Consider the following 18,885-nt stretch of genomic DNA (forward strand, 5'->3'; position numbering starts at 1 on the left):
AAGGATATGATTAAGTACTATATATAACAGTATGTTACGTAGGTAACACAATTTCTTGCAGCACCTTGACATGGTTTTGATTACTGGTAAGCTGATTTTTCTAAACACAACATATTGTGTTTTTGATGGTCAGAAAAATATCTCTAGTCTCTTGAGATAACAGAAATCCAACTGAGAGACAGAGTGGCACAGTTACACGACCTCGTTAACACCTAGTTCGCCAAAAGGGGGGAGAACTTTAAACATGATGAAAACAGCTCAATTACGGCCGGTACCAACCGACTCAACAGACAGTTTAGTGGCAAATTCTGCCAATTCTGTCCCGTTCCAGCCAGCATCTCTGGATATATGGGACGCCAAGTATCGTCTAAAAAGCAAGGACGGGGATATTGTTGATGAGTCTATCGAGGATACCTACAGACGTGTAGCACGTGCTCTGGCAGATGTAGAAGAGAGTACGGAGCTGAAGAACAGATGGTATGAAGAATTTGTCTGGGCGCTACAGCATGGAGCTATCCCTGCGGGACGAATCACCTCAAATGCAGGGGCGCAGGAGCATAAGCCAGCTACCTCTACCATTAACTGCACAGTCTCTGGGGTTGTGGAGGATTCCATGAATGGGATTCTGGAAAAAGTTCATGAGGCAGGGCTTACTCTGCGAGCTGGTTGTGGAATCGGATATGAGTTTTCAACCCTGCGACCCAAAGGGGCATTTGTTGCTGGCGCTGGGGCCTATACATCAGGCCCTCTCTCATTTATGGATATCTATGACAAGATGTGTTTCACCGTCTCTTCGGCAGGTGGGAGGCGTGGTGCACAGATGGCAACCTTTGATGTTGGTCATCCTGATGTAATGGATTTTGTCCGCGCCAAACGTGAGGATGGTTGTCTGCGGCAGTTTAATCTGTCGCTACTGGTCACCAGGGAGTTCATGGATGCTGTACGTAGTGATGGTGACTGGAAACTGGCCTTTCCTGTCAGTGAGAAAGTCATAGAGGGGGAGATGCTGGACAAAAATAATCCTGAGCAGATTGTGTGGCGAGATTGGTCGGATAGGAAGGGGTATGTAACCAACGAGGAGGGCAAAGTTGCCTGCAAGGTCTATCAGAAGCTCCGTGCACAGAGATTGTGGGATGTCATCATGTCCTCAACCTATGATTATGCCGAGCCAGGCTTTATCTTGATCGACAAGGTAAATGAGATGAACAATAATTGGTTCTGCGAGAATATTCGTGCAACCAACCCATGTGGTGAGCAACCTCTTCCTCCGTACGGCTCATGTCTGTTGGGGTCTATAAATCTAACCAAGTTTGTAGAGAACCCATTCACCGAGAATGCACATTTTGATTGGGATAGCTACCGTAAGGTTATCTCTACATTTACCCGCATGCTGGATAATGTGGTGGAGATTAATGGTCTCCCACTAGGAAAGCAGCGTGATGAGATTCTCACCAAACGTCGCCATGGCATGGGGTACCTTGGACTGGGCTCAACCATGACAATGCTGGGAATGGAGTACGGTAATGACGCCTCACTTGAATTTACCGAAAAGGTTACTCGTGAACTTGCAGTAACAGGTTGGAAAACCGGGGTAGAGCTCGCCAGGGAGAAAGGGGCTGCACCTGCACTGGATGAAGAATATGAGGTTACTTCATCCATGTTGCGAATGCGTCCAGAGATGGCAGAGGATGGCTGGAGTGTTGGGGATACAGTTCAGGGTAAAATTTTGCATGCAAAATATAGCCGCTACATGCAGCAGGTGGCAGCGGTAGAGCCGGAATTGGTTGCGGAAATGATAGAGGTCGGAAGTCGCTTTACCCACCATAGCTCAATTGCACCTACAGGAACCATCTCACTCTCGCTGGCCAACAATGCCAGTAATGGTATTGAACCAAGTTTTGCCCACCACTACTCAAGGAACATTATTCGTGAAGGCAAGAAGAGCAAAGAGAAGGTAGATGTTTACTCGTATGAGTTGTTGGCATATCGAGAGCTAGTCAATGAGAATGCAATGCCATATTCGGAAGAGCCAGAGAATAGCCTGCCTGACTATTTCATCTCTTCCGAGACCATCAATCCAAAGGCACATGTAGACGTTCAGGCAGAGGCGCAACGCTGGATAGACTCCAGTATCTCCAAGACAGTTAATATCCCAACTGATTTTGATTACGAGGAGTTCAAGGATGTATATCTCTATGCCTACGAGAAGGGGTTAAAGGGGTGCACCACCTTCCGTTTCAATCCGGAGGCATTCCAGGGCGTTCTGGTTAAGGAGAAGGATCTGGAAAATACCACCTACCGTTTCGAAACAGAGGATGGCTCGACCGTTGAGGTTAAGGGGAATGAGGAGGTTGAGTATGACGGTGAAATGCATACTGCAGCAAATCTCTATGATGCACTAAAAGAGGGGTACTACGGCAAGTTCTGATAACTTTCCGAGGGATAATAAAATGACAGTAAAGATTGAAACTAAAATTGTAGGATACCAGGTGGTTGACGAAGACCTTTCAGTAGGGGGGTCTGCGGGTGAGGCGATAACAGAGACCGTTGAAGACAAGGGCAATGTGATCCAGATGCATGAAAAGCTGGAGCGTCCCGAGCAGCTGGTGGGTTCAACCTACAAGATTAAGACTCCGCTCTCAGAGCATGCACTTTACGTGACTGTGAACGATATGATTCTTAATGAAGGCACAGACCATGAGCAGCGCCGCCCATTTGAGATCTTCATCAACTCCAAGAACATGGATCACTTCCAGTGGATCGTGGCGCTGACCAGAATTATCTCTGCAGTATTTCGCAAGGGTGGTGATGTTACCTTCCTGGTGGAAGAGCTACGGTCAGTCTTCGATCCACGTGGTGGATATTTCAAGAAAGGCGGCAAGTATATGCCATCTTTGGTGGCTGAGATTGGTGACTGTATCGAGTGCCATCTAAAGTTTATCGGGATGATTGGTGGTGACTGCATGGAGGATCACCAGAAAGAGTTCCTGGCAAAGAAGCGGGCAGAGTTTGAAAATCAGGGAAAGAGTGAGCCGGTAGCTACAGCAGAGCCTGACTCCGCTTCAACCAGTTTTCCTGCTGGTGCTCAGCTCTGTGCTAAATGCAGCACCAAGGCAGTGATTAAGATGGATGGGTGCATGACCTGTCTAAATTGTGGTGAGAGCAAGTGTGGATAATTTGATTATGTAGTTTTCCTCCACTTACCCAGTCGCTCCGCATGGAGCTCAAGTTGCCAACGGGTGGCTTGATTGAAAATGGATTTTCAGACTGGGTATTTTTTAAGTTGAGGGGAATTTTACCAGCAGGCAAGGAAAGCAAAGGCGAAGGAAGTTAGATGAAACAGAGATTGATTCAAAGAGTGTGGATGATGATCCTGGGCGCAGTGATGGTGATACCGGCAGCTGAGGCAGGTGATTATTACAACCGTTATGGATACCGTTCTCCATACAAGGCACCGGTTCCAATGCGCCGTTATCAGCCAATCCGTAAGGCAACACCAGATCAAATGCTGCGGCAGGGAGTGGAGCAGACATTCTCTTACCTGCGTAGAACTGGGAGTACAGATCTCTCCAATGTATTAGACTTTGTCAACAAGGAGTTGGGCCCATACTTTGATTTTGAACACATGACCAGGCTGGCTACTGGCAAGATGTCCAAGGATCTGAGTGATGAGCAGGTCAAAAAACTCTCCAACAAACTTAAAGAGATGTTTATGACAGCTCTTGGGCAACAGATCGCGACCTATGCATATACAAATCATCGCGTGACCTTCTATCCGGCAAAACGTTCTCGTTTTGGTAAGGAGGTGAGTGTTGCGGCACGGATAACTCATCCACGAGGTTTTCCGGTAAAGATAACCTTTCGTTTTCATCCAACCAAAAAAGGATGGAAAATATATGACGTCTCGGCAAACAACAACAGCGCTGTGATGTACTACAGAAAACAGTTGGCGATGATTGCTCAGCGCTATGGAATTGATGCCCTATTAAAGACAACTGACGGATAAGGAAAAGTAACTTATGAATGGAACAGTAATATTTGTGATTTTTAGCGTGATTGCAGTGATGGGGGTGTTTGCATTGCACTGTCGCACCTACTCAAGAAACACCTGCAAGACTGTATTTGGTGGGGTATTCAGTAAAAAGTAGTTGGCTAGAATACCAGAAGATATAACAAAAAAACCGAAGCCGGACTCTATAACCGGCTTCGGTTTTTTGTGTTGACTCTTTCTGTGTGGAGATTACTCAGGCACCATACTGTTCACGGTACTTTTTTACTCTATCCAGAGATTCAGCCATATCCTCTCTATCCTGCAGGTATGTGACCAGGTCAGTCAGGGTTACAATACTGGCAACACTGACCCCGTATTGAGATTCAACCTCCTGAATGGCAGACATCTCTCCCTGCCCACGCTCCTGTCGATCCAGCGAGATTACAACGCCGGCGAATTTGGCCCCATTTGCCTGAATGATATCGACAGATTCACGTACCGAGGTGCCTGCAGATATTACGTCATCGATTACCAGGATGCGTCCCTCCAATGGTGCACCAACAATCATCCCACCCTCACCATGGTCCTTGGCCTCTTTGCGGTTAAAGGCAAACGGGATGTCACGACCATGATCCTCTGTTAGATATACAGCGGTTACTGCAGCCAGAGGGATCCCTTTGTAGGCAGGTCCATAGAGCAGATCAAATTCAATGCCGCTATCCACAATTGCTTGTGCATAATATTTTCCAAGACGTGCAAGGTGAGTTCCAGTATTGAAGAGACCGGCATTAAAGAAGTACGGGCTAACCCTTCCTGACTTGAGAGTAAACTCTCCAAAACGTAGAACATCTGCCGCAATGGCAAAATCGAGGAAATCCTTTTTATAACTTTGCATGGTACCCAGTGACCCCTTAAAAAATAGCGTATCTGATGGAGCCATTATATACTCAGCGCCACTCAGATACCTTTAGTAGATAAACTCTCTTGAATCTAACGCGACCCCCAGAAACTATTGGCCAAGCTCTCTCCATGTTCAGAGATAGACGGCTGCTCTGGATATTTTTGCTTGGATTTTCCAGTGGATTCCCATGGGTACTGATCGGTTCTGCAATGACTGCATGGTTGCAAGAGGCTGCCCTTACCCGTACAGCGATAGGCTTTTTCGGTTCAGTCTTTGTAGTCTATGCGCTCAATTTTCTCTGGGCCCCTCTGCTTGATCGTCTGCGGGTACCAATATTGGGGAGGAGATTGGGGCAACGCAGGTCATGGATTGTGGTGATGCAGTGGATTATTGCACTGGCTGCGGTTGCGATAGGGTTGACTGAGCCAGAGGTGAGCCTGGTATGGACCAGCCTGTTGGCACTATTGATTGCAGTGGCCTCGGCAACTCAGGATATAGCAGTAGATGCCTACCGAATAGAGATTATAGGTAGTGATGAGACCAGTCGAATACCGTATGCGGCAGCCATTACTACAAGCGGATGGTGGACTGGATTTAGTGTCCCTGGGGCAGTTGCGCTCTATCTGTCAGATATTCCAGGGATGGAGTGGTCAGAGGTGTACGTGGTTTTGGCAGTTATGATGGCGCTACTATCCTGGATGGTCTGGGGGATACGTGAACCAGAGAGCAGAAGAGATCAGGTACAACATGATTCAGAGATCCATTATGAGGAGGAGCTACAGGAGCACCATATCGGTTCTCGACAGAGTCGTCACTGGATGACATGGTGGGCAGTCACAGTGATGGAGCCATTTGCCGAATTCTTCCGCCGGAACGGCTGGAAGCTGGCATTTTCTCTGTTGGCTTTTATCTTTCTCTTTAAGCTGGGAGAGGCATTTCTGGGGAGGATGTCGATTGTCTTTTATAAAGAGATAGGGTTTAGCAATAGCGATATTGCCACCTACTCAAAACTGGTTGGGTGGTGGGTGACCATAATATTTTCTCTGGTTGCAGGGCTCTTTAATGCCCGTTTTGGAATTGTCCGTGGGTTGATGATTGGCGGCATTGCAATGGCATCTACCAATCTTCTCTTTTCGTGGCTGGCACTCTCTGGTCCGGACACCACAATTTTTGCCATAGCGGTAGTTCTTGATAACTTCACCTCCGCCTTCGCAACGGTAACCTTTGTTACTTTTATCTCATATCTTACCAGCAGGGCATATACCGCAACCCAGTATGCACTGATGGCCTCACTGGGGAATCTTGGCAGAACAACTGTTGCCTCTTTCAGTGGAGTGGTGGTAGATGGACTGGATGGCGACTGGGTCACATTTTTTATCCTGACCTCATTAATGGTAGTGCCGGCACTATTATTACTGTGGAGAATCGGTCATCATCTCAGATCAAACGTGACAGGCAATACATAAGGAAATAGATATAGATGGAAGAGCAATTAGTGTATGAGGCAGAGAGAGAGATTAAGTCTCTCTGGAATAGTGAGGATGCCTCAGAGTGCAAAAGTGATCTGGATCTTCGGGTATATAGTTCAAGACTGTTGGGGCGTGACTCCACGCTAGTGTTGCATGGAGGAGGAAATACATCGGTCAAGGTGACGGAGATTAACCTGGTTGGTGAGGATGAGGAGATTCTCTATGTGAAGGGCAGTGGTTGGGATCTGGCCACCATTGAGGCCAAGGGGTTTGCCCCAGTTAGATTGGAGCCGATGAAGAAGCTGGCAAAACTGGGCTCTCTAAGTGATCCAGAGATGGTAAATGAGCTCAAGACCCAGATGACTCTTGCTGGAGCACCATCACCATCGGTTGAGACTATTCTTCATGCAGTTCTGCCGTTTCGTTTTGTTGACCACACCCATGCAGATGCGGTTGTAACCCTGACCAATAGTGTTGGTGGGGAAGAGAGGGTGCGGCAGCTATATGGTGAGCGGGTAATTGTTGTCCCCTATGTGATGCCAGGTTTTGATCTGGCACGCCAGGTTGGGGAGGCATTTGTCCAAGAGGCAACAGAGAAGACGGTAGGAATGGTTCTGTTGAACCATGGAGTATTTACTTTTAGCGACTCTGCAGAGGAGTCATATGAGCGGATGATAGAGCTGGTTTCGATGGCTGAGAAAAATCTGCAGCAGGACGATGCATGGGTAGTTGAGAAGAAGAGCTCAACAGAGGTCGAGGCTGATGTAAGAGTTGATGTGGCAGATCTTAGAGCAGATATATCATCTGCGGCTGGTCACCCAATGGTGGTGCAGATGACGGAAAGTGCCAGAGGGTTTGATTTCTGCCACCGTTCCGATGTTGAAGATATCTCCACCAGAGGGCCAGTTACTCCAGACCATGTATTGCGTACCAAGATGGTTCCAATGGTCGGGAGATCTGTTGGTGGATATGTCAGTCAGTACCGTGAATACTTTAATAGTCATGCACCAAATGCCAGTGAGGATAAGACTATGCTGGATCCTGCGCCACGGGTAGTGCTGGATAAGCAGTTGGGACTGTGTGTGGTTGGCAAGAGTATGCAGGAGGCAAATATTGTCTCTGATCTATACGAACATACTATGGTATGCATCCAGCGCGCAGAGAAACTTGGTGGATGGCGTGCTCTTCCTGCAGCTGATATTTTTGATCTGGAGTACTGGGATCTTGAGCAGGCAAAACTGAGAAAAGGCGGGGCAGCACCGATGTTCCAGGGAGAGGTTGTCATGGTGACCGGTGCAGCATCAGGTATTGGCAAGGCGTGTATAGAGTCATTTCTTGCACGTGGGGCAGCGGTTATTGGTCTGGATATCAATCGGGAGATTGTAGGGCAAAATTCATCACCGGCATTTCTTGGCATCTGCTGTGACCTTGCAGATGAAGATGCGCAAAATAGGGCGCTGGAACAGGGGGTAAGATATTTCGGCGGCATCGATATGGTGGTACTGAATGCCGGTATGTTTCCTGGGGGAACCCGCATTGCAGAGCTCGACAGTGATAGCTGGCAACAGGTTATGCGAATTAATCTGGATAGTAATCTGGCACTGTTGAGATCTTGTTATCCACTGCTGAAAAGGGCCCCAAATGGTGGACGCGTGGTGGTTATGGGGTCGAAAAATGTCCCTGCCCCTGGGGCCGGGGCTGCCTCCTACTCAGCATCAAAGGCGGCACTTGTTCAGTTGATGAGGATTGCTGCACTGGAGTGGGGAGTAGATGGAATACGTATAAATGCACTTCATCCTGATGCAGTATTTGATACTGGAATCTGGACAGATGATGTATTGCAGAGTCGTGCGAACCATTACGGAATGACTATTGAGCAATACAAGACACGCAATGTATTGGGTGTTGAGGTAACTAGCCATGATGTTGCCGAGTTGACGGCGGAGATGTGTGGCCCACTCTTTGCAAAAACTACTGCAGCACAGCTTCCTGTCGATGGGGGTAACGAGAGAGTGATTTAGAGAGTTATTCAGTAATCTTGCCACATAAAAAAGGCTATCCATCCGGGTAGCCTTTTTGCTGGTCATGAATCCTTGCGATTACGTTCGCAAGGATTTATACATGTGTCAGTTATCCGGTATAGAAGGTCTGAGAGAACTCTATGGTTTTTACAGTGCCCCCATTCTCGTGACCCACATTACTCACCCCGGTTCTGAACTGGCTTGGATCGACATGAATCTTGAATTTCAGGGTCTCATTGTTGTCGATCCGGAACTGATCAAGATAGTAGACAGTATCTTTTTCACTTACAGGAAAGAAATGAAGAGTGCTTAGTTGGTTGTTGAGGTTGGTAGTAGAGCCCCAGACCCGTGCAGATACCGGAATGGCTGAGCTATCTTCCTGTTTTTTCATGACGGTTATGTTTATTACTGCCCTATGGCTACTGCGCACAATCCCATGGCGATGTGCAACCTCCGCTGGTATGGAGTCTGAACGGAAGGCGTTGTAGTGGACAGTATAGTCACCGAAGGAGACGGACTGCTCCGCATTTGCCTGAAGTGAAGCCAGTAGTCCGAATATAAGGGCTAACAGGGTAAATCTTAATCTCATTTTATCTTCTCCTTGCGCGTCTGTTTACAGCTGTTCTTATTATTTGACCCTGCTAATAGTGTATCAATTATTGAGGAATATCAAGAGAGATTACGCATGATTTTCTGCTTTCTGTTATGAGTGGTATGGCAATCTTTCAAATCGATAGATGGCAGTCTCACCCAGCAGGTTTGGAGAGATCCTGGAGAGCATCCGCTCACGATGCCTGTTGTCTATGACTGAGCGCTGCAGGATTCGAATTCCCTTTTTCTCACAAAGCTTTTCAAAATCAGACACAGTACAGAGATGTATATTGGGGGTGTTGTACCAGCGGTTGGGAAGCGCCTTGGTTACTGGCATCTTGCCATGAAACATCAGTTGCAGGCGGTTTTTCCAGTAGCCAAAATTTGGAAATGTGATGATTCCCTGTTTGCCAACCCGTAACATCTCATCAAGTAGCTGATCAGGAAAGTTCATGGCCTGCAGGGTCAGACTCATTATCACGTAGTCAAATGAGTCATCATCAAAATAGTCTGACAGCCCGTGATCCAGATCTGACTGGATGACATTTACCCCATTCTCGAGACTGTTTAGTATCTTGCTGTCATCCAGTTCCATGCCATAACCCTCAACATCGAGATGATCCATCAGATACCTTAAGAGGAGACCATCTCCACAGCCGAGATCAAGAATCCTGCTCTTGGGATGAATCCATCTGCATATCATCTCCTGGTCAGGACGTAGAGCGGTCATGGTAAGTCACCACTATCAATTCGTTTCATATAGGTGTGGAAGATATCAATATAGTGAGGGATTGGCATAAGAAAAGCGTCATGTCCCTGGTGCGCAGTAATCTCCACATAACTGACGTTCAGGTCATTATCCAGGAGTGCGCGCACCAACTCCTGTGACCGTTTTGGTGAGAACCTCCAGTCACTGGTAAACGATATAACGCAGAATTTTGCAGTGACTTTGTTGAGTGCTTCGGGCAGGTCATTGCCATGCGTATGTGCAGGGTCAAAATAGTCCAGTGCCTTGGTCATTAGTAGATAGGTGTTGGCGTCAAACTTCCCAACAAAAGAGTCAGCCTGATAACGCAGATAGCTCTCTACCTGGAACTCAACACCATAATCGTAGTTGAGTTGCTCCTCACGTAACTCACGCCCAAATTTTGCCCCCATTGATTCATCAGATAGATAGGTGATATGTCCCAGCATTCTGGCCAGTCTCAACCCTCTCTCTGGAATGGTTTCATGTTCAAGGTAGCGCCCCCCATGAAAGTCAGGATCTGTACGAATTGCCTGGCGCGCAACTTCATTAAAGGCAATATTCTGAGCCGTCAGTTTGGAAGATGCAGCTATGACAACAGCATGTTTAATCCTATCTGGAAAGGTAATGCTCCACTGCAGTACCTGCATGCCTCCAAGGCTGGCACCGATGACGGCGGCCCATATGTGAATATCAAGTTCATCGGCCAGGCGTGCCTGGCTATGCACCCAATCCTCGACAGTGATGATTGGAAAATCTGGTCCGTAAGGGAGCCCAGTCTCCGGGTTGATGGTAGTTGGCCCTGTTGATCCGTCACACCCCCCAAGGTTATTTGGGCAGATTACAAAGAATCTGTTGGTGTCAATTGGTTTGCCAGGACCAATAGCCACATCCCACCACCCCGGCTTGCGATCATCCATGCTGTGATATCCGGCAGCATGGTGGCTCCCAGAGAGCGCATGACAGATGAGGATCGCATTGCTTTTATCGGTATTTAGTTTGCCATAAGTCTCGTAGATCAGGTCATAGGATGGCAGCGTGTGTCCGCTTGTCAGCTTCAGCGGCTGGCTGAAGTTGATTTTTTGTGGGGTAACAAGACCAACAGAGTCTTCTGGAATATGCTCAGGCATGGCAAGAGTTTAATGACACTTTGTGGTTGGCGCAATCACTGCTGGAATATCTGGGTATTGATTACCTTATAAAGATTGCAGCAAGATCCCTTAGGGGTGCAACCAGCATGAACTCGACAAGTTTGATTGCAAACAGCGCCAGAATTGGGGAGAGATCAATCCCGCTTCCTGTTGCCGGCAGGGCTCTCTGCAGAGGTTGCATAATTGGGGCAGTCAACTGGTGCAGAAGAGATATGGCTGGATGGCGTGTCTGTGGTTGGATCCAGCTCATGATTACCAAAACAATAATAGACCAGGTAAATACAGTGGCAGTTAACGAGAGAATCTCTGCCATTGCTACCATAAGCAGTCCTAGTGGATTAATGTCTATGCCATAAAGTGTTGCAATGGATAGCATCTGCATGGCGAGCAACAGAGTAAGGGAGGCGCCATCAATTCGTCTGGTGGCCGGTATGAGTCTGCGTAGTGGCCGCAGTAGAGGATCACTTATTCGCGAGACTGTTTGTGAGATCTGATTATAGAAATCAACACGCATTAACTGGAATAGAAAACGCAATAGAGCAACCAGGGTAATAAGCGAAAATATTGTCTGTAGCAGAAATAGTCCGGCGCTGGAGGTATGCGACATCATAGTTCCTATTTTTCTCCCAGGATATCAGCCAGCTCGATGGAGCGATCTCGTGCAGAAGTTAGAGCTCTTGATACCAGTTCATCAAAGCCACCATCATGAAAAGTGTTGATTGCCTGTTCGGTAGTGCCGCCAGGGGAGGTTACCTTGTTGCGCAGTTCGCTACTGCTTTCAGGGCTCTCCAGAGCCATCTTGGCGGCACCAAATGCGGTCTGAAGTGTCAGCATGCGAGCAGTCTCATCTGGTATCCCCATTTCAACCCCGGCAGCTTCCATCGCCTCCATTAATAGAAAGAAGTAGGCTGGGCCACTTCCAGATAGTGCAGTTACGGCATCAAGTTGGCTCTCTTCACTCAGCCAGGCAGTAATTCCGACAGATCGCATAATGGATTCGGCCAGCTCTTTCTGCTCAGCAGAGACCATAGAGTTGGCATAGAGGCCTGTAGCTCCGCTCTGTAGCAGTGCTGGAGTGTTGGGCATGGTGCGGACTATTGCACAGCCGCCTCCAAGCCATCTTTGCAGGTCGCCCTCTCTGATGCCGGCAGCTATCGAGATAATCAGAGGCGTCCCATTTATGCTGTCACTAATCTCTGCTACAACAGCGCTCATGATCTGAGGCTTAACTGCTAGCACAATAGCATCAACCCCATCTATTGCAGATTTGTTGTCATCAAGAAATGGCACTATTCCAAACTCTCTCTCCATGGTATCCAGAGACTCCTGTTTTGGATCAGATACGTGGATATTGGATCCTGGGCAGTTTCCGGCAACCAGGCCACCAATCAGGCTGAATGCCATATTCCCGCCACCAATAAATGCAATTGTTCTGTTTTTCATAATGGTTGATTCTATCGTTCGCACAAGATCTTGGCCATAGTTTAGTATGCAACATTGTACAGACCAGATTATTTCGCACTAAAATGGTCAGGAAATACTTCATCTTTGTTGATAAGGTGGTACAATCAGCCGATCCTAATGAATTGAAAAGAGGTTTTAGAGTAATGGCAGTAGCAGTAAGTGATGAGTTCAAGATTTCCAGTGATGCTGAGCAGCAGTTAGCAGCTCTTCTGAAGAGTGAAGATAATGATGAGATCAAGGGTGTTCGTATATATGTTGCCGGTAGTGGCTGCAGTGGCACCCAGTGGGGGATGACATTTGCCGACTCAGTAGGGGATGAAGATGCGGTGCTTGAATCTGATGCGCTGAATATCTATGTTGACCCACAGTGCCTGGCAACTCTGGATGGTGTAGAGATTGACTATGTTAATGGCCCACAGGGCCCAAGTTTTGTCTTCAATAACACCAAGGCTCCTGCTGATAGTGGATGCGGAACATGCGGCTCTGCAGGTGGTGGTTGTTCTTAATAATTCATGGCTGGTTTCACAACAACCAAGACAACAATACCAATCAGTAGCAGTGTTGGTATCTCGTTAAATATCCGGTAATAGGTGTGACTTTTCTGATTGTTGCCACTTTTGAACATATTGAGGTATCTCCAACACTGGTAGTGGTAGATTACCAGTAGCAGTACCAATCCAAGCTTGGAGTGGAGCCACCCCGGCATAGTCCACTGCCAAAGCTCTACCATCCAGAATCCAGCCAATAGAGTGAGCACCATGGCCGGGGTCATAATGTAGTAGAAGAGCTTGTGCTCCATGATCTTAAGATTCTGATCCACGGCATCTTCATCTGTCATTGCATGGTAGACAAAGAGACGGGGCAGATAGAAGAGTCCGGCAAACCAGGAGATAAGAGCAAGCAGGTGGATAACCTTGGCAGTAGCAAAACTATCTCTAAAGAGTAGATAGAATATGCCGACAACAACTGCCAGTATTATTGGTTGAACTATTCTCAAAAAGGCTCTATTCATTGATCCATGCTCATCTGTTCATGAGTATCTTAACTGCGCAGAGAGATAATTGGCCACTCTCTCTCTTTTGCCGTATCCATCAATATATTGTCCGGATCAACCGCTACAGGATTATCGACAATTTTCAGTAGAGGAAGATCGTTGTGAGAGTCGCTGTAAAAACAGCTTCCATCCATGGTGACATCCTGCTGTTTAAGCCAGCTGTTTAATCTGTCAATTTTCCCATCCTGATATGACGGAATACCATAAACAGCACCAGTGTACTCTCCATCTATCAACTCTGGATCAGTGGCAATGAGATCTGTAATCCCCAGTATTGAGGCGATTGGTTCTGTAATGAAGCTGTTGGTTGCTGTGATGATCAATAATCTGTCCCCTTTGCGGCGATGAGTATCGATTAACTCGGCAGCCTTGGGTAGAAGAATTGGGTGTATCTCCTCTTCGATGAAATCCTTACGCCACTGTTGCAGTTCTGTGAGCGAGTGGGCAGCAAGGGGTTTGAGCTGAAACTCAAGCCAGTCGTGTATATCAAGACTGCCATGCTGGTACTCTCTATAGAAGCGATCATTCTCTTTTTGATAGAACTCGCCATCTACATAATTGTGACGAATCAGAAATTCCCCCCAAAGGTGGTCGCTGTCCCCACCAATCAGGGTGTTGTCGAGATCAAAAATAGCCAGTGCCATCAGCGCATTGTACAGGAAGCGCCTCCGTTACACTTCTGTGATAGACTCCAATGCAATAGTAAAAACGTTTGATAACAAAAATAATTTGCGTGGTTTGTACAAGTGATTGATGAAAGTGGATATCGTCCCAATGTAGGGATTATTGTCATCAATAGAGAGGGTAAGCTTTTCTGGGGGCGCCGCATTGGCCAGGATGGGTGGCAGTTTCCACAGGGCGGTATTGATGAGAATGAGACACCAGAAGATGCTCTCTACCGAGAGTTGCACGAGGAGATCGGGTTGTTGCCGGAGCATGTTGAGCTGCTGGGACAGACTCGTGGCTGGCTCAAATACAGGCTACCAAAACGCTGTATTCGTGGAGGGCAAAGTCCACTCTGTATAGGACAGAAGCAGAAATGGTTCCTGTTACGCCTGGTTTCACACGACTCGGAGGTGAAGCTGAATAGTGTGAGTCATCCTGAATTTGATGCCTGGCGCTGGGTAGATTACTGGGATCCAATTGGCGATGTTGTCTACTTCAAGCGTAGTGTCTACCGTAATGCACTTTGCGAGCTATCTCACTTGGGTCTACCTAAAGGCGGACGAAGGTTGCCAGACAAGTATCGACTCTCTTGTAGATCAAAAAACAGCAAATCTTAGCCCGCCGAAGATTTAGGGAACCTCTGAAAAAGCTTAATGGGATGGGGGTTTGGGGGAAGGGCTCTATAGGTGTTGTTGTAACATACTGAACCATAACCCTTCCCCCATAGAATAACTTGTAAGGGAGATCTGATTGGGTCACGAAGTGACTTAATCAGAGCCTCCTTAGCTATGCCTTAGTGTTGCTGAAGGATGCTCCACAGAACTTTATCATTGGCACGAAGAGGGATCAGGGTGTCATCTCCAAATGGCAGTTCGGAAGGCACAATCCACTCTTTTCTCTCCAGAGTGATTTTCTCCCTGTTTCTGGGCAGATTATAAAAATCTGCACCATGGAAACTGGCAAATCCCTCTAATTTATCCAGAGCTCCAGCCTGATCAAAGGCCTCTGCATAAAGCTCAACCGCTGCGTGAGCCGTATACATGCCGGCACAGCCGCAACTGCTCTCTTTAGCACTGCGGGAGTGGGGGGCACTATCGGTTCCTGAAAAAAACTTTCTATTGCCGCTGGTCGCAGCTTCAACAAGCGCAACCCGGTGTTGCTCTCGTTTAAGAACGGGAAGACAGTAGTGATGAGGGTTGATTCCGCCACTGAATATGGCGTTTCTATTCATTAATAGATGATGTGCGGTAATGGTTGCCGCAATATTTTCCGATGACTCCTGTACAAACTGGACACCACTGATAGTGGTAATATGCTCAAGCACTATACGTAGCGATGGTAGTCTCTCGGCAAGGGGGGCAAGAGTTTGTTCAATAAAGATAGCCTCACGATCAAATATATCAATCTCTGGATTGGTGACCTCACCATGCACGAGCAGAGGCAGATTAACCTCAGCCATCATCTCAAGGACACCCATGATGTTTGAGATATCGGTTACTCCAGAGTCGGAATTTGTTGTTGCTCCGGCAGGGTATAGTTTGGCTGCTGTAATCTGTCCACTATCGACCGCCGACCTGATCTCTCCAGGATCCGTGTTGTCAGTAAGGTAGAGGGTCATCAGTGGTTCAAATGCCATATGATCTGGTATCTGCGCAAGAATTCTATCTCTATACTGGAGTGCTGCAGTTACAGTTGTTACTGGTGGAGAGAGATTTGGCATTATGATGGCGCGACCAAAGCGTTCTGCACTGTCTCGTACCACCGAGCTCATTGCGTCACCATCTCTGAGATGGAGGTGCCAGTCATCTGGGCGTACAATTGTGATGGAGTTGGTCATTATCAAATCATGTCACAATTTACCGGCTTTTTCCTCTAAAAATAATACCCAAATCCCCAGATAGAAACGTAGGATAATGTGCAACAGATTGATCCATAGAGCAAATTTGATTCCGCGCGGTGTACTTATTGATACACCCAAGGAAGCAAATATTGCTATATGGGTCAAGATGTTGTGCAGTATTCATGTTTCTATCTGTGGATTTGGGTAATAGGTTTCCTTGACCTATTCAGCCAAAAAAACGATCATACTATCCATTAATATTGACTTATTCAGGGTGATGCCTTAATCGTCAATTGCCAACTATTTATATCCAAGAGGCTATCAATGTCAGAGATGAGTGATAAGGATCCACAGGAGACTCAGGAGTGGCTGGAGGCGCTGGAGTCTGTTATTGAATTTGAGGGCTCGGACCGCGCCCACTATCTGATCGAGAAGATGATTGACCGGGCTCGCCGCTCAGGGGCAAACCTGCCCTACAGCTCCAATACAGCCTACGTTAATACCATTCCTGTCGCACAACAGAAGAGGATTCCAGGGGATCAATCACTGGAGCATAAACTGCGTGCATATATTCGCTGGAATGCGATGGCCATCGTAGTCAAGGCAAACCACCGCCCCGGAAATGTGGGCGGCCATATTGCCAGCTTTGCCTCCTCGGCCACCCTCTATGATGTCGGTTTTAACCACTTCTTTCAGGGTAACGATGCAGAGAAGGGGGGAGATCTGGTCTTCTTCCAGGGCCATATCGCCCCCGGGGTCTATTCTCGTGCATATCTGGAGGGGCGCATCACCAGGGAACAGCTGGAAAATTTCCGTTTTGAGTCCGACGGCAAGGGGATCTCGTCATATCCGCACCCCTGGTTGATGCGTGACTTCTGGCAGTTCCCGACAGTCTCCATGGGTCTGGGGCCGATTCAGTCAATCTATCAGGCCCGCTTTATGAAGTACCTCCACCATCGGGAGGTGCTGGATACCGAAGGGCGTCAGGTCTGGGCCTACCTTGGTGATGGTGAGATGGATGAGCCTGAGTCGCTGGGTGCGGTGACCCTGGCTGGGCGTGAGAAGCTCGATAATCTCACCTTTGTCATCAACTGTAACCTGCAGCGGCTGGATGGCCCGGTCCGTGGCAATGGCAAGATTATTCAGGAGCTGGAGGCTCTGTTCCGTGGTGCAGGTTGGAATGTAATCAAGGTTATCTGGGGCTCTGGTTGGGATGCCCTGTTGACGAAAGACAAGAGCGGTCTGCTGCTGAAGCGGATGGAAGAGGTGGTCGATGGTGACTATCAGGCTTACAAATCAAAGGATGGAGCCTTCGTTCGCAAACACTTCTTTGGCAAATATCCGGAGCTGCTTGATCTTGTCTCCGATATGACAGATCAGGATATCTGGAAGCTACAGCGTGGCGGCCACGATCCCCGCAAAATTTATGCAGCCTATAGTGCAGCCAAGGCACACAAGGGGCAGCCCACTGTTATCCTCGCCAAGACGGTCAAGGGGTATGGAATGGGTGAGGCTGGTGAGGGGCAGAATGCAACCCACTCCCAGAAGAAGATGGGGCTGGAGCATATGCGCCGTTTCCGTGACCGCTTCAGTATTCCGGTCTCCGATGCAGAGATGGAGGAGATTCCATTTATCTGCCCGGAGAAGGATAGTGAGGAGCTTAAATATCTCCACCAGCGTCGCAAGGAGTTGGGTGGATATCTACCGGAGCGCAGACAGGATGATGAGCCACTGGAGATTCCGGGGCTGGATGCTTTTGAGGCACTTACCAAGGGCAGTGGCAAACGGGAACTCTCTACCACCATGGCTTTTGTGCGCATGCTCTCTACTTTGGCAAGAGACAAGAAGATCGGTAACCATGTGGTGCCAATCGTCCCGGATGAGGCCCGTACCTTCGGAATGGAGGGGATGTTCCGTCAGCTTGGCATCTACTCCTCGTCTGGTCAGCTCTATGAGCCGGAGGACTCTGACAAAGTAATGTGGTATCGCGAGGATACCAAGGGGCAGATCCTGCAGGAGGGGATCAATGAGGCCGGGGCAATGGCGGAGTGGATGGCAGCAGCCACCTCCTATACCAACCACGGCATCAGCATGATTCCATTCTATATCTACTACTCGATGTTTGGATTCCAGCGTATTGGTGATCTGGCGTGGGCGGCTGGTGATATGCAGGCACGTGGCTTCATGATAGGTGGAACTGCGGGCAGAACCACCCTTAATGGCGAGGGGCTACAGCACCAGGATGGCCATAGCCATATCTTCGCCGGAACCATCCCCAACTGTATCTCCTACGACCCAACCTATACCTATGAGCTAGCAATCATTATTCAGGATGGTCTGCGTCGGATGTATGCAGAGCAGGAGAACGTCTTCTACTATATTGCGGTGATGAACGAGAATTATGCCCACCCAGATATGCCGGAAGGGGTGGAAGAGGGGGTCATCAAGGGGATCTATCCACTTCGCAAGATGGAGAGCGGCACGCTCCACGTCCAGTTGATGGGGAGCGGTGCCATTCTGCGTGAGGTCGAGGCAGCAAGCGAGATGCTGCAGTCCGATTGGGGTGTCACCTCTGATATCTGGAGTGTAACCAGCTTTAACGAGCTGGCGCGAGAGGGACAGGATGTGGCGCGCTGGAATCGACTCCATCCAACCGAAACACCAAGAGAGAGTTTTGTTGCGCAGTCGCTGGCTGAAGCCAGTGGTCCTGTCATCGCCTCTACCGACTATATCCGCCTCTATGCAGAGCAGATTCGTGACTTTATCCCGGGTCATTATGAGACTCTGGGTACGGATGGCTTTGGGCGCAGTGATACCCGCGAGAAGCTGCGAGATTTCTTTGAGGTAGATCGAAATCATGTGGTGGTGGCAGCCCTGAAGGCGCTGGCAGATGAGGACTCAATTGATGGCTCAGTGGTTGCGGAGGCGATCAGCAAGTATGGCATTGATGCTGATCGTGCCAATCCAGTGACTCGATAACAGAGGGGATCAG

At 48.3% G+C, this 18,885-nt stretch carries 18 protein-coding genes; 9 read left to right on the forward strand and 9 right to left on the reverse strand.

All coding sequences use genetic code 11. From position 1 onward, the window contains the following. Window positions 1-247 precede the first annotated feature (247 nt). The 4 genes from AC3ZFK_RS04775 to AC3ZFK_RS04790 all read left to right on the forward strand — a co-directional run bounded on the left by AC3ZFK_RS04775 (window position 248) and on the right by AC3ZFK_RS04790 (window position 4,148). Entirely contained in the window at window positions 248-2,428 is a 2,181-nt protein-coding gene (locus tag AC3ZFK_RS04775) for an adenosylcobalamin-dependent ribonucleoside-diphosphate reductase (protein ID WP_487506745.1), read from the forward strand. 22 nt (window positions 2,429-2,450) lie between these two features. Further along, window positions 2,451-3,176, forward strand: a complete 726-nt coding sequence (locus tag AC3ZFK_RS04780; RefSeq protein ID WP_487506719.1) for a TSCPD domain-containing protein — start codon at window positions 2,451-2,453, stop codon at window positions 3,174-3,176. 158 nt (window positions 3,177-3,334) lie between these two features. Next, window positions 3,335-4,006 (forward strand): MlaC/ttg2D family ABC transporter substrate-binding protein, encoded by a 672-nt coding sequence (locus AC3ZFK_RS04785; RefSeq protein WP_487506717.1) that lies wholly within the window; start codon window positions 3,335-3,337, stop codon window positions 4,004-4,006. Window positions 4,007-4,019: 13 nt separating this feature from the next. Continuing rightward, window positions 4,020-4,148 (forward strand): hypothetical protein, encoded by a 129-nt coding sequence (locus AC3ZFK_RS04790; protein ID WP_487506716.1) that lies wholly within the window; start codon window positions 4,020-4,022, stop codon window positions 4,146-4,148. Between the two features lie 96 nt (window positions 4,149-4,244). Here the strand turns inward: AC3ZFK_RS04790 and pyrE are convergent, their stop codons facing one another. Beyond that, a complete protein-coding gene (gene pyrE / locus AC3ZFK_RS04795; RefSeq protein WP_487506715.1) occupies window positions 4,245-4,886 on the reverse strand; it encodes an orotate phosphoribosyltransferase in 642 nt (213 codons plus the stop codon). Between the two features lie 89 nt (window positions 4,887-4,975). Between pyrE and AC3ZFK_RS04800 the strand changes: the two genes are divergently transcribed. Then, complete coding sequence (locus AC3ZFK_RS04800) at window positions 4,976-6,358, forward strand: AmpG family muropeptide MFS transporter (protein ID WP_487506714.1); 1,383 nt, start codon at window positions 4,976-4,978, stop codon at window positions 6,356-6,358. A 14-nt stretch (window positions 6,359-6,372) separates the two neighbouring features. Beyond that, window positions 6,373-8,382 (forward strand): bifunctional aldolase/short-chain dehydrogenase, encoded by a 2,010-nt coding sequence (locus AC3ZFK_RS04805; protein ID WP_487506712.1) that lies wholly within the window; start codon window positions 6,373-6,375, stop codon window positions 8,380-8,382. 109 nt (window positions 8,383-8,491) lie between these two features. Here the strand turns inward: AC3ZFK_RS04805 and AC3ZFK_RS04810 are convergent, their stop codons facing one another. From AC3ZFK_RS04810 to proC, 5 genes are all read right to left on the reverse strand, one after another. Then, a complete protein-coding gene (locus tag AC3ZFK_RS04810; RefSeq protein WP_487506711.1) occupies window positions 8,492-8,971 on the reverse strand; it encodes a DUF4426 domain-containing protein in 480 nt (159 codons plus the stop codon). A 114-nt stretch (window positions 8,972-9,085) separates the two neighbouring features. Beyond that, entirely contained in the window at window positions 9,086-9,703 is a 618-nt protein-coding gene (metW, locus tag AC3ZFK_RS04815) for a methionine biosynthesis protein MetW (RefSeq protein ID WP_487506710.1), read from the reverse strand. Further along, window positions 9,700-10,848, reverse strand: a complete 1,149-nt coding sequence (gene metX, locus AC3ZFK_RS04820; RefSeq protein WP_487506709.1) for a homoserine O-succinyltransferase MetX — start codon at window positions 10,846-10,848, stop codon at window positions 9,700-9,702. Before metX ends, metW begins: the two co-directional genes overlap by 4 nt. A 61-nt stretch (window positions 10,849-10,909) precedes the next feature. Beyond that, on the reverse strand, window positions 10,910-11,479 hold the full coding sequence (locus AC3ZFK_RS04825) for a YggT family protein (RefSeq protein WP_487506708.1): 570 nt from the start codon (window positions 11,477-11,479) through the stop codon (window positions 10,910-10,912). Window positions 11,480-11,484: 5 nt separating this feature from the next. Then, window positions 11,485-12,312, reverse strand: a complete 828-nt coding sequence (proC, locus tag AC3ZFK_RS04830) for a pyrroline-5-carboxylate reductase (RefSeq protein WP_487506707.1) — start codon at window positions 12,310-12,312, stop codon at window positions 11,485-11,487. 164 nt (window positions 12,313-12,476) lie between these two features. Between proC and AC3ZFK_RS04835 the strand changes: the two genes are divergently transcribed. Beyond that, the gene (locus AC3ZFK_RS04835; RefSeq protein WP_487506706.1) at window positions 12,477-12,839 is read left to right on the forward strand and encodes a HesB/IscA family protein; all 363 of its coding nucleotides are present in this window, start codon (window positions 12,477-12,479) and stop codon (window positions 12,837-12,839) included. Here AC3ZFK_RS04835 and hemJ read toward each other — a convergent pair. Together hemJ and AC3ZFK_RS04845 are read right to left on the reverse strand one after the other, a co-directional pair. Next, window positions 12,836-13,345: a protoporphyrinogen oxidase HemJ gene (gene hemJ, locus AC3ZFK_RS04840; protein ID WP_487506705.1), complete on the reverse strand. Its 510-nt coding sequence runs from the start codon at window positions 13,343-13,345 to the stop codon at window positions 12,836-12,838. The two genes, AC3ZFK_RS04835 and hemJ, sit on opposite strands and share 4 nt — an antisense overlap. Before the next feature lie 29 nt (window positions 13,346-13,374). Beyond that, on the reverse strand, window positions 13,375-14,031 hold the full coding sequence (locus AC3ZFK_RS04845) for a histidinol-phosphatase (RefSeq protein WP_487506704.1): 657 nt from the start codon (window positions 14,029-14,031) through the stop codon (window positions 13,375-13,377). 102 nt (window positions 14,032-14,133) lie between these two features. Between AC3ZFK_RS04845 and AC3ZFK_RS04850 the strand changes: the two genes are divergently transcribed. Further along, window positions 14,134-14,670 carry an RNA pyrophosphohydrolase gene (locus tag AC3ZFK_RS04850; protein ID WP_487506703.1) on the forward strand — a complete coding sequence of 179 codons (537 nt, stop codon included), beginning with the start codon at window positions 14,134-14,136 and terminating at the stop codon, window positions 14,668-14,670. A 176-nt stretch (window positions 14,671-14,846) separates the two neighbouring features. Here the strand turns inward: AC3ZFK_RS04850 and pyrC are convergent, their stop codons facing one another. Further along, window positions 14,847-15,890 (reverse strand): dihydroorotase, encoded by a 1,044-nt coding sequence (pyrC, locus tag AC3ZFK_RS04855; protein WP_487506702.1) that lies wholly within the window; start codon window positions 15,888-15,890, stop codon window positions 14,847-14,849. A gap of 327 nt (window positions 15,891-16,217) precedes the next feature. Between pyrC and aceE the strand changes: the two genes are divergently transcribed. Then, on the forward strand, window positions 16,218-18,872 hold the full coding sequence (aceE, locus tag AC3ZFK_RS04860) for a pyruvate dehydrogenase (acetyl-transferring), homodimeric type (RefSeq protein WP_487506700.1): 2,655 nt from the start codon (window positions 16,218-16,220) through the stop codon (window positions 18,870-18,872). Window positions 18,873-18,885: the final 13 nt, after the last annotated feature.

The sequence above is a fragment of the Candidatus Thiopontia autotrophica genome (genome assembly GCF_982804495.1).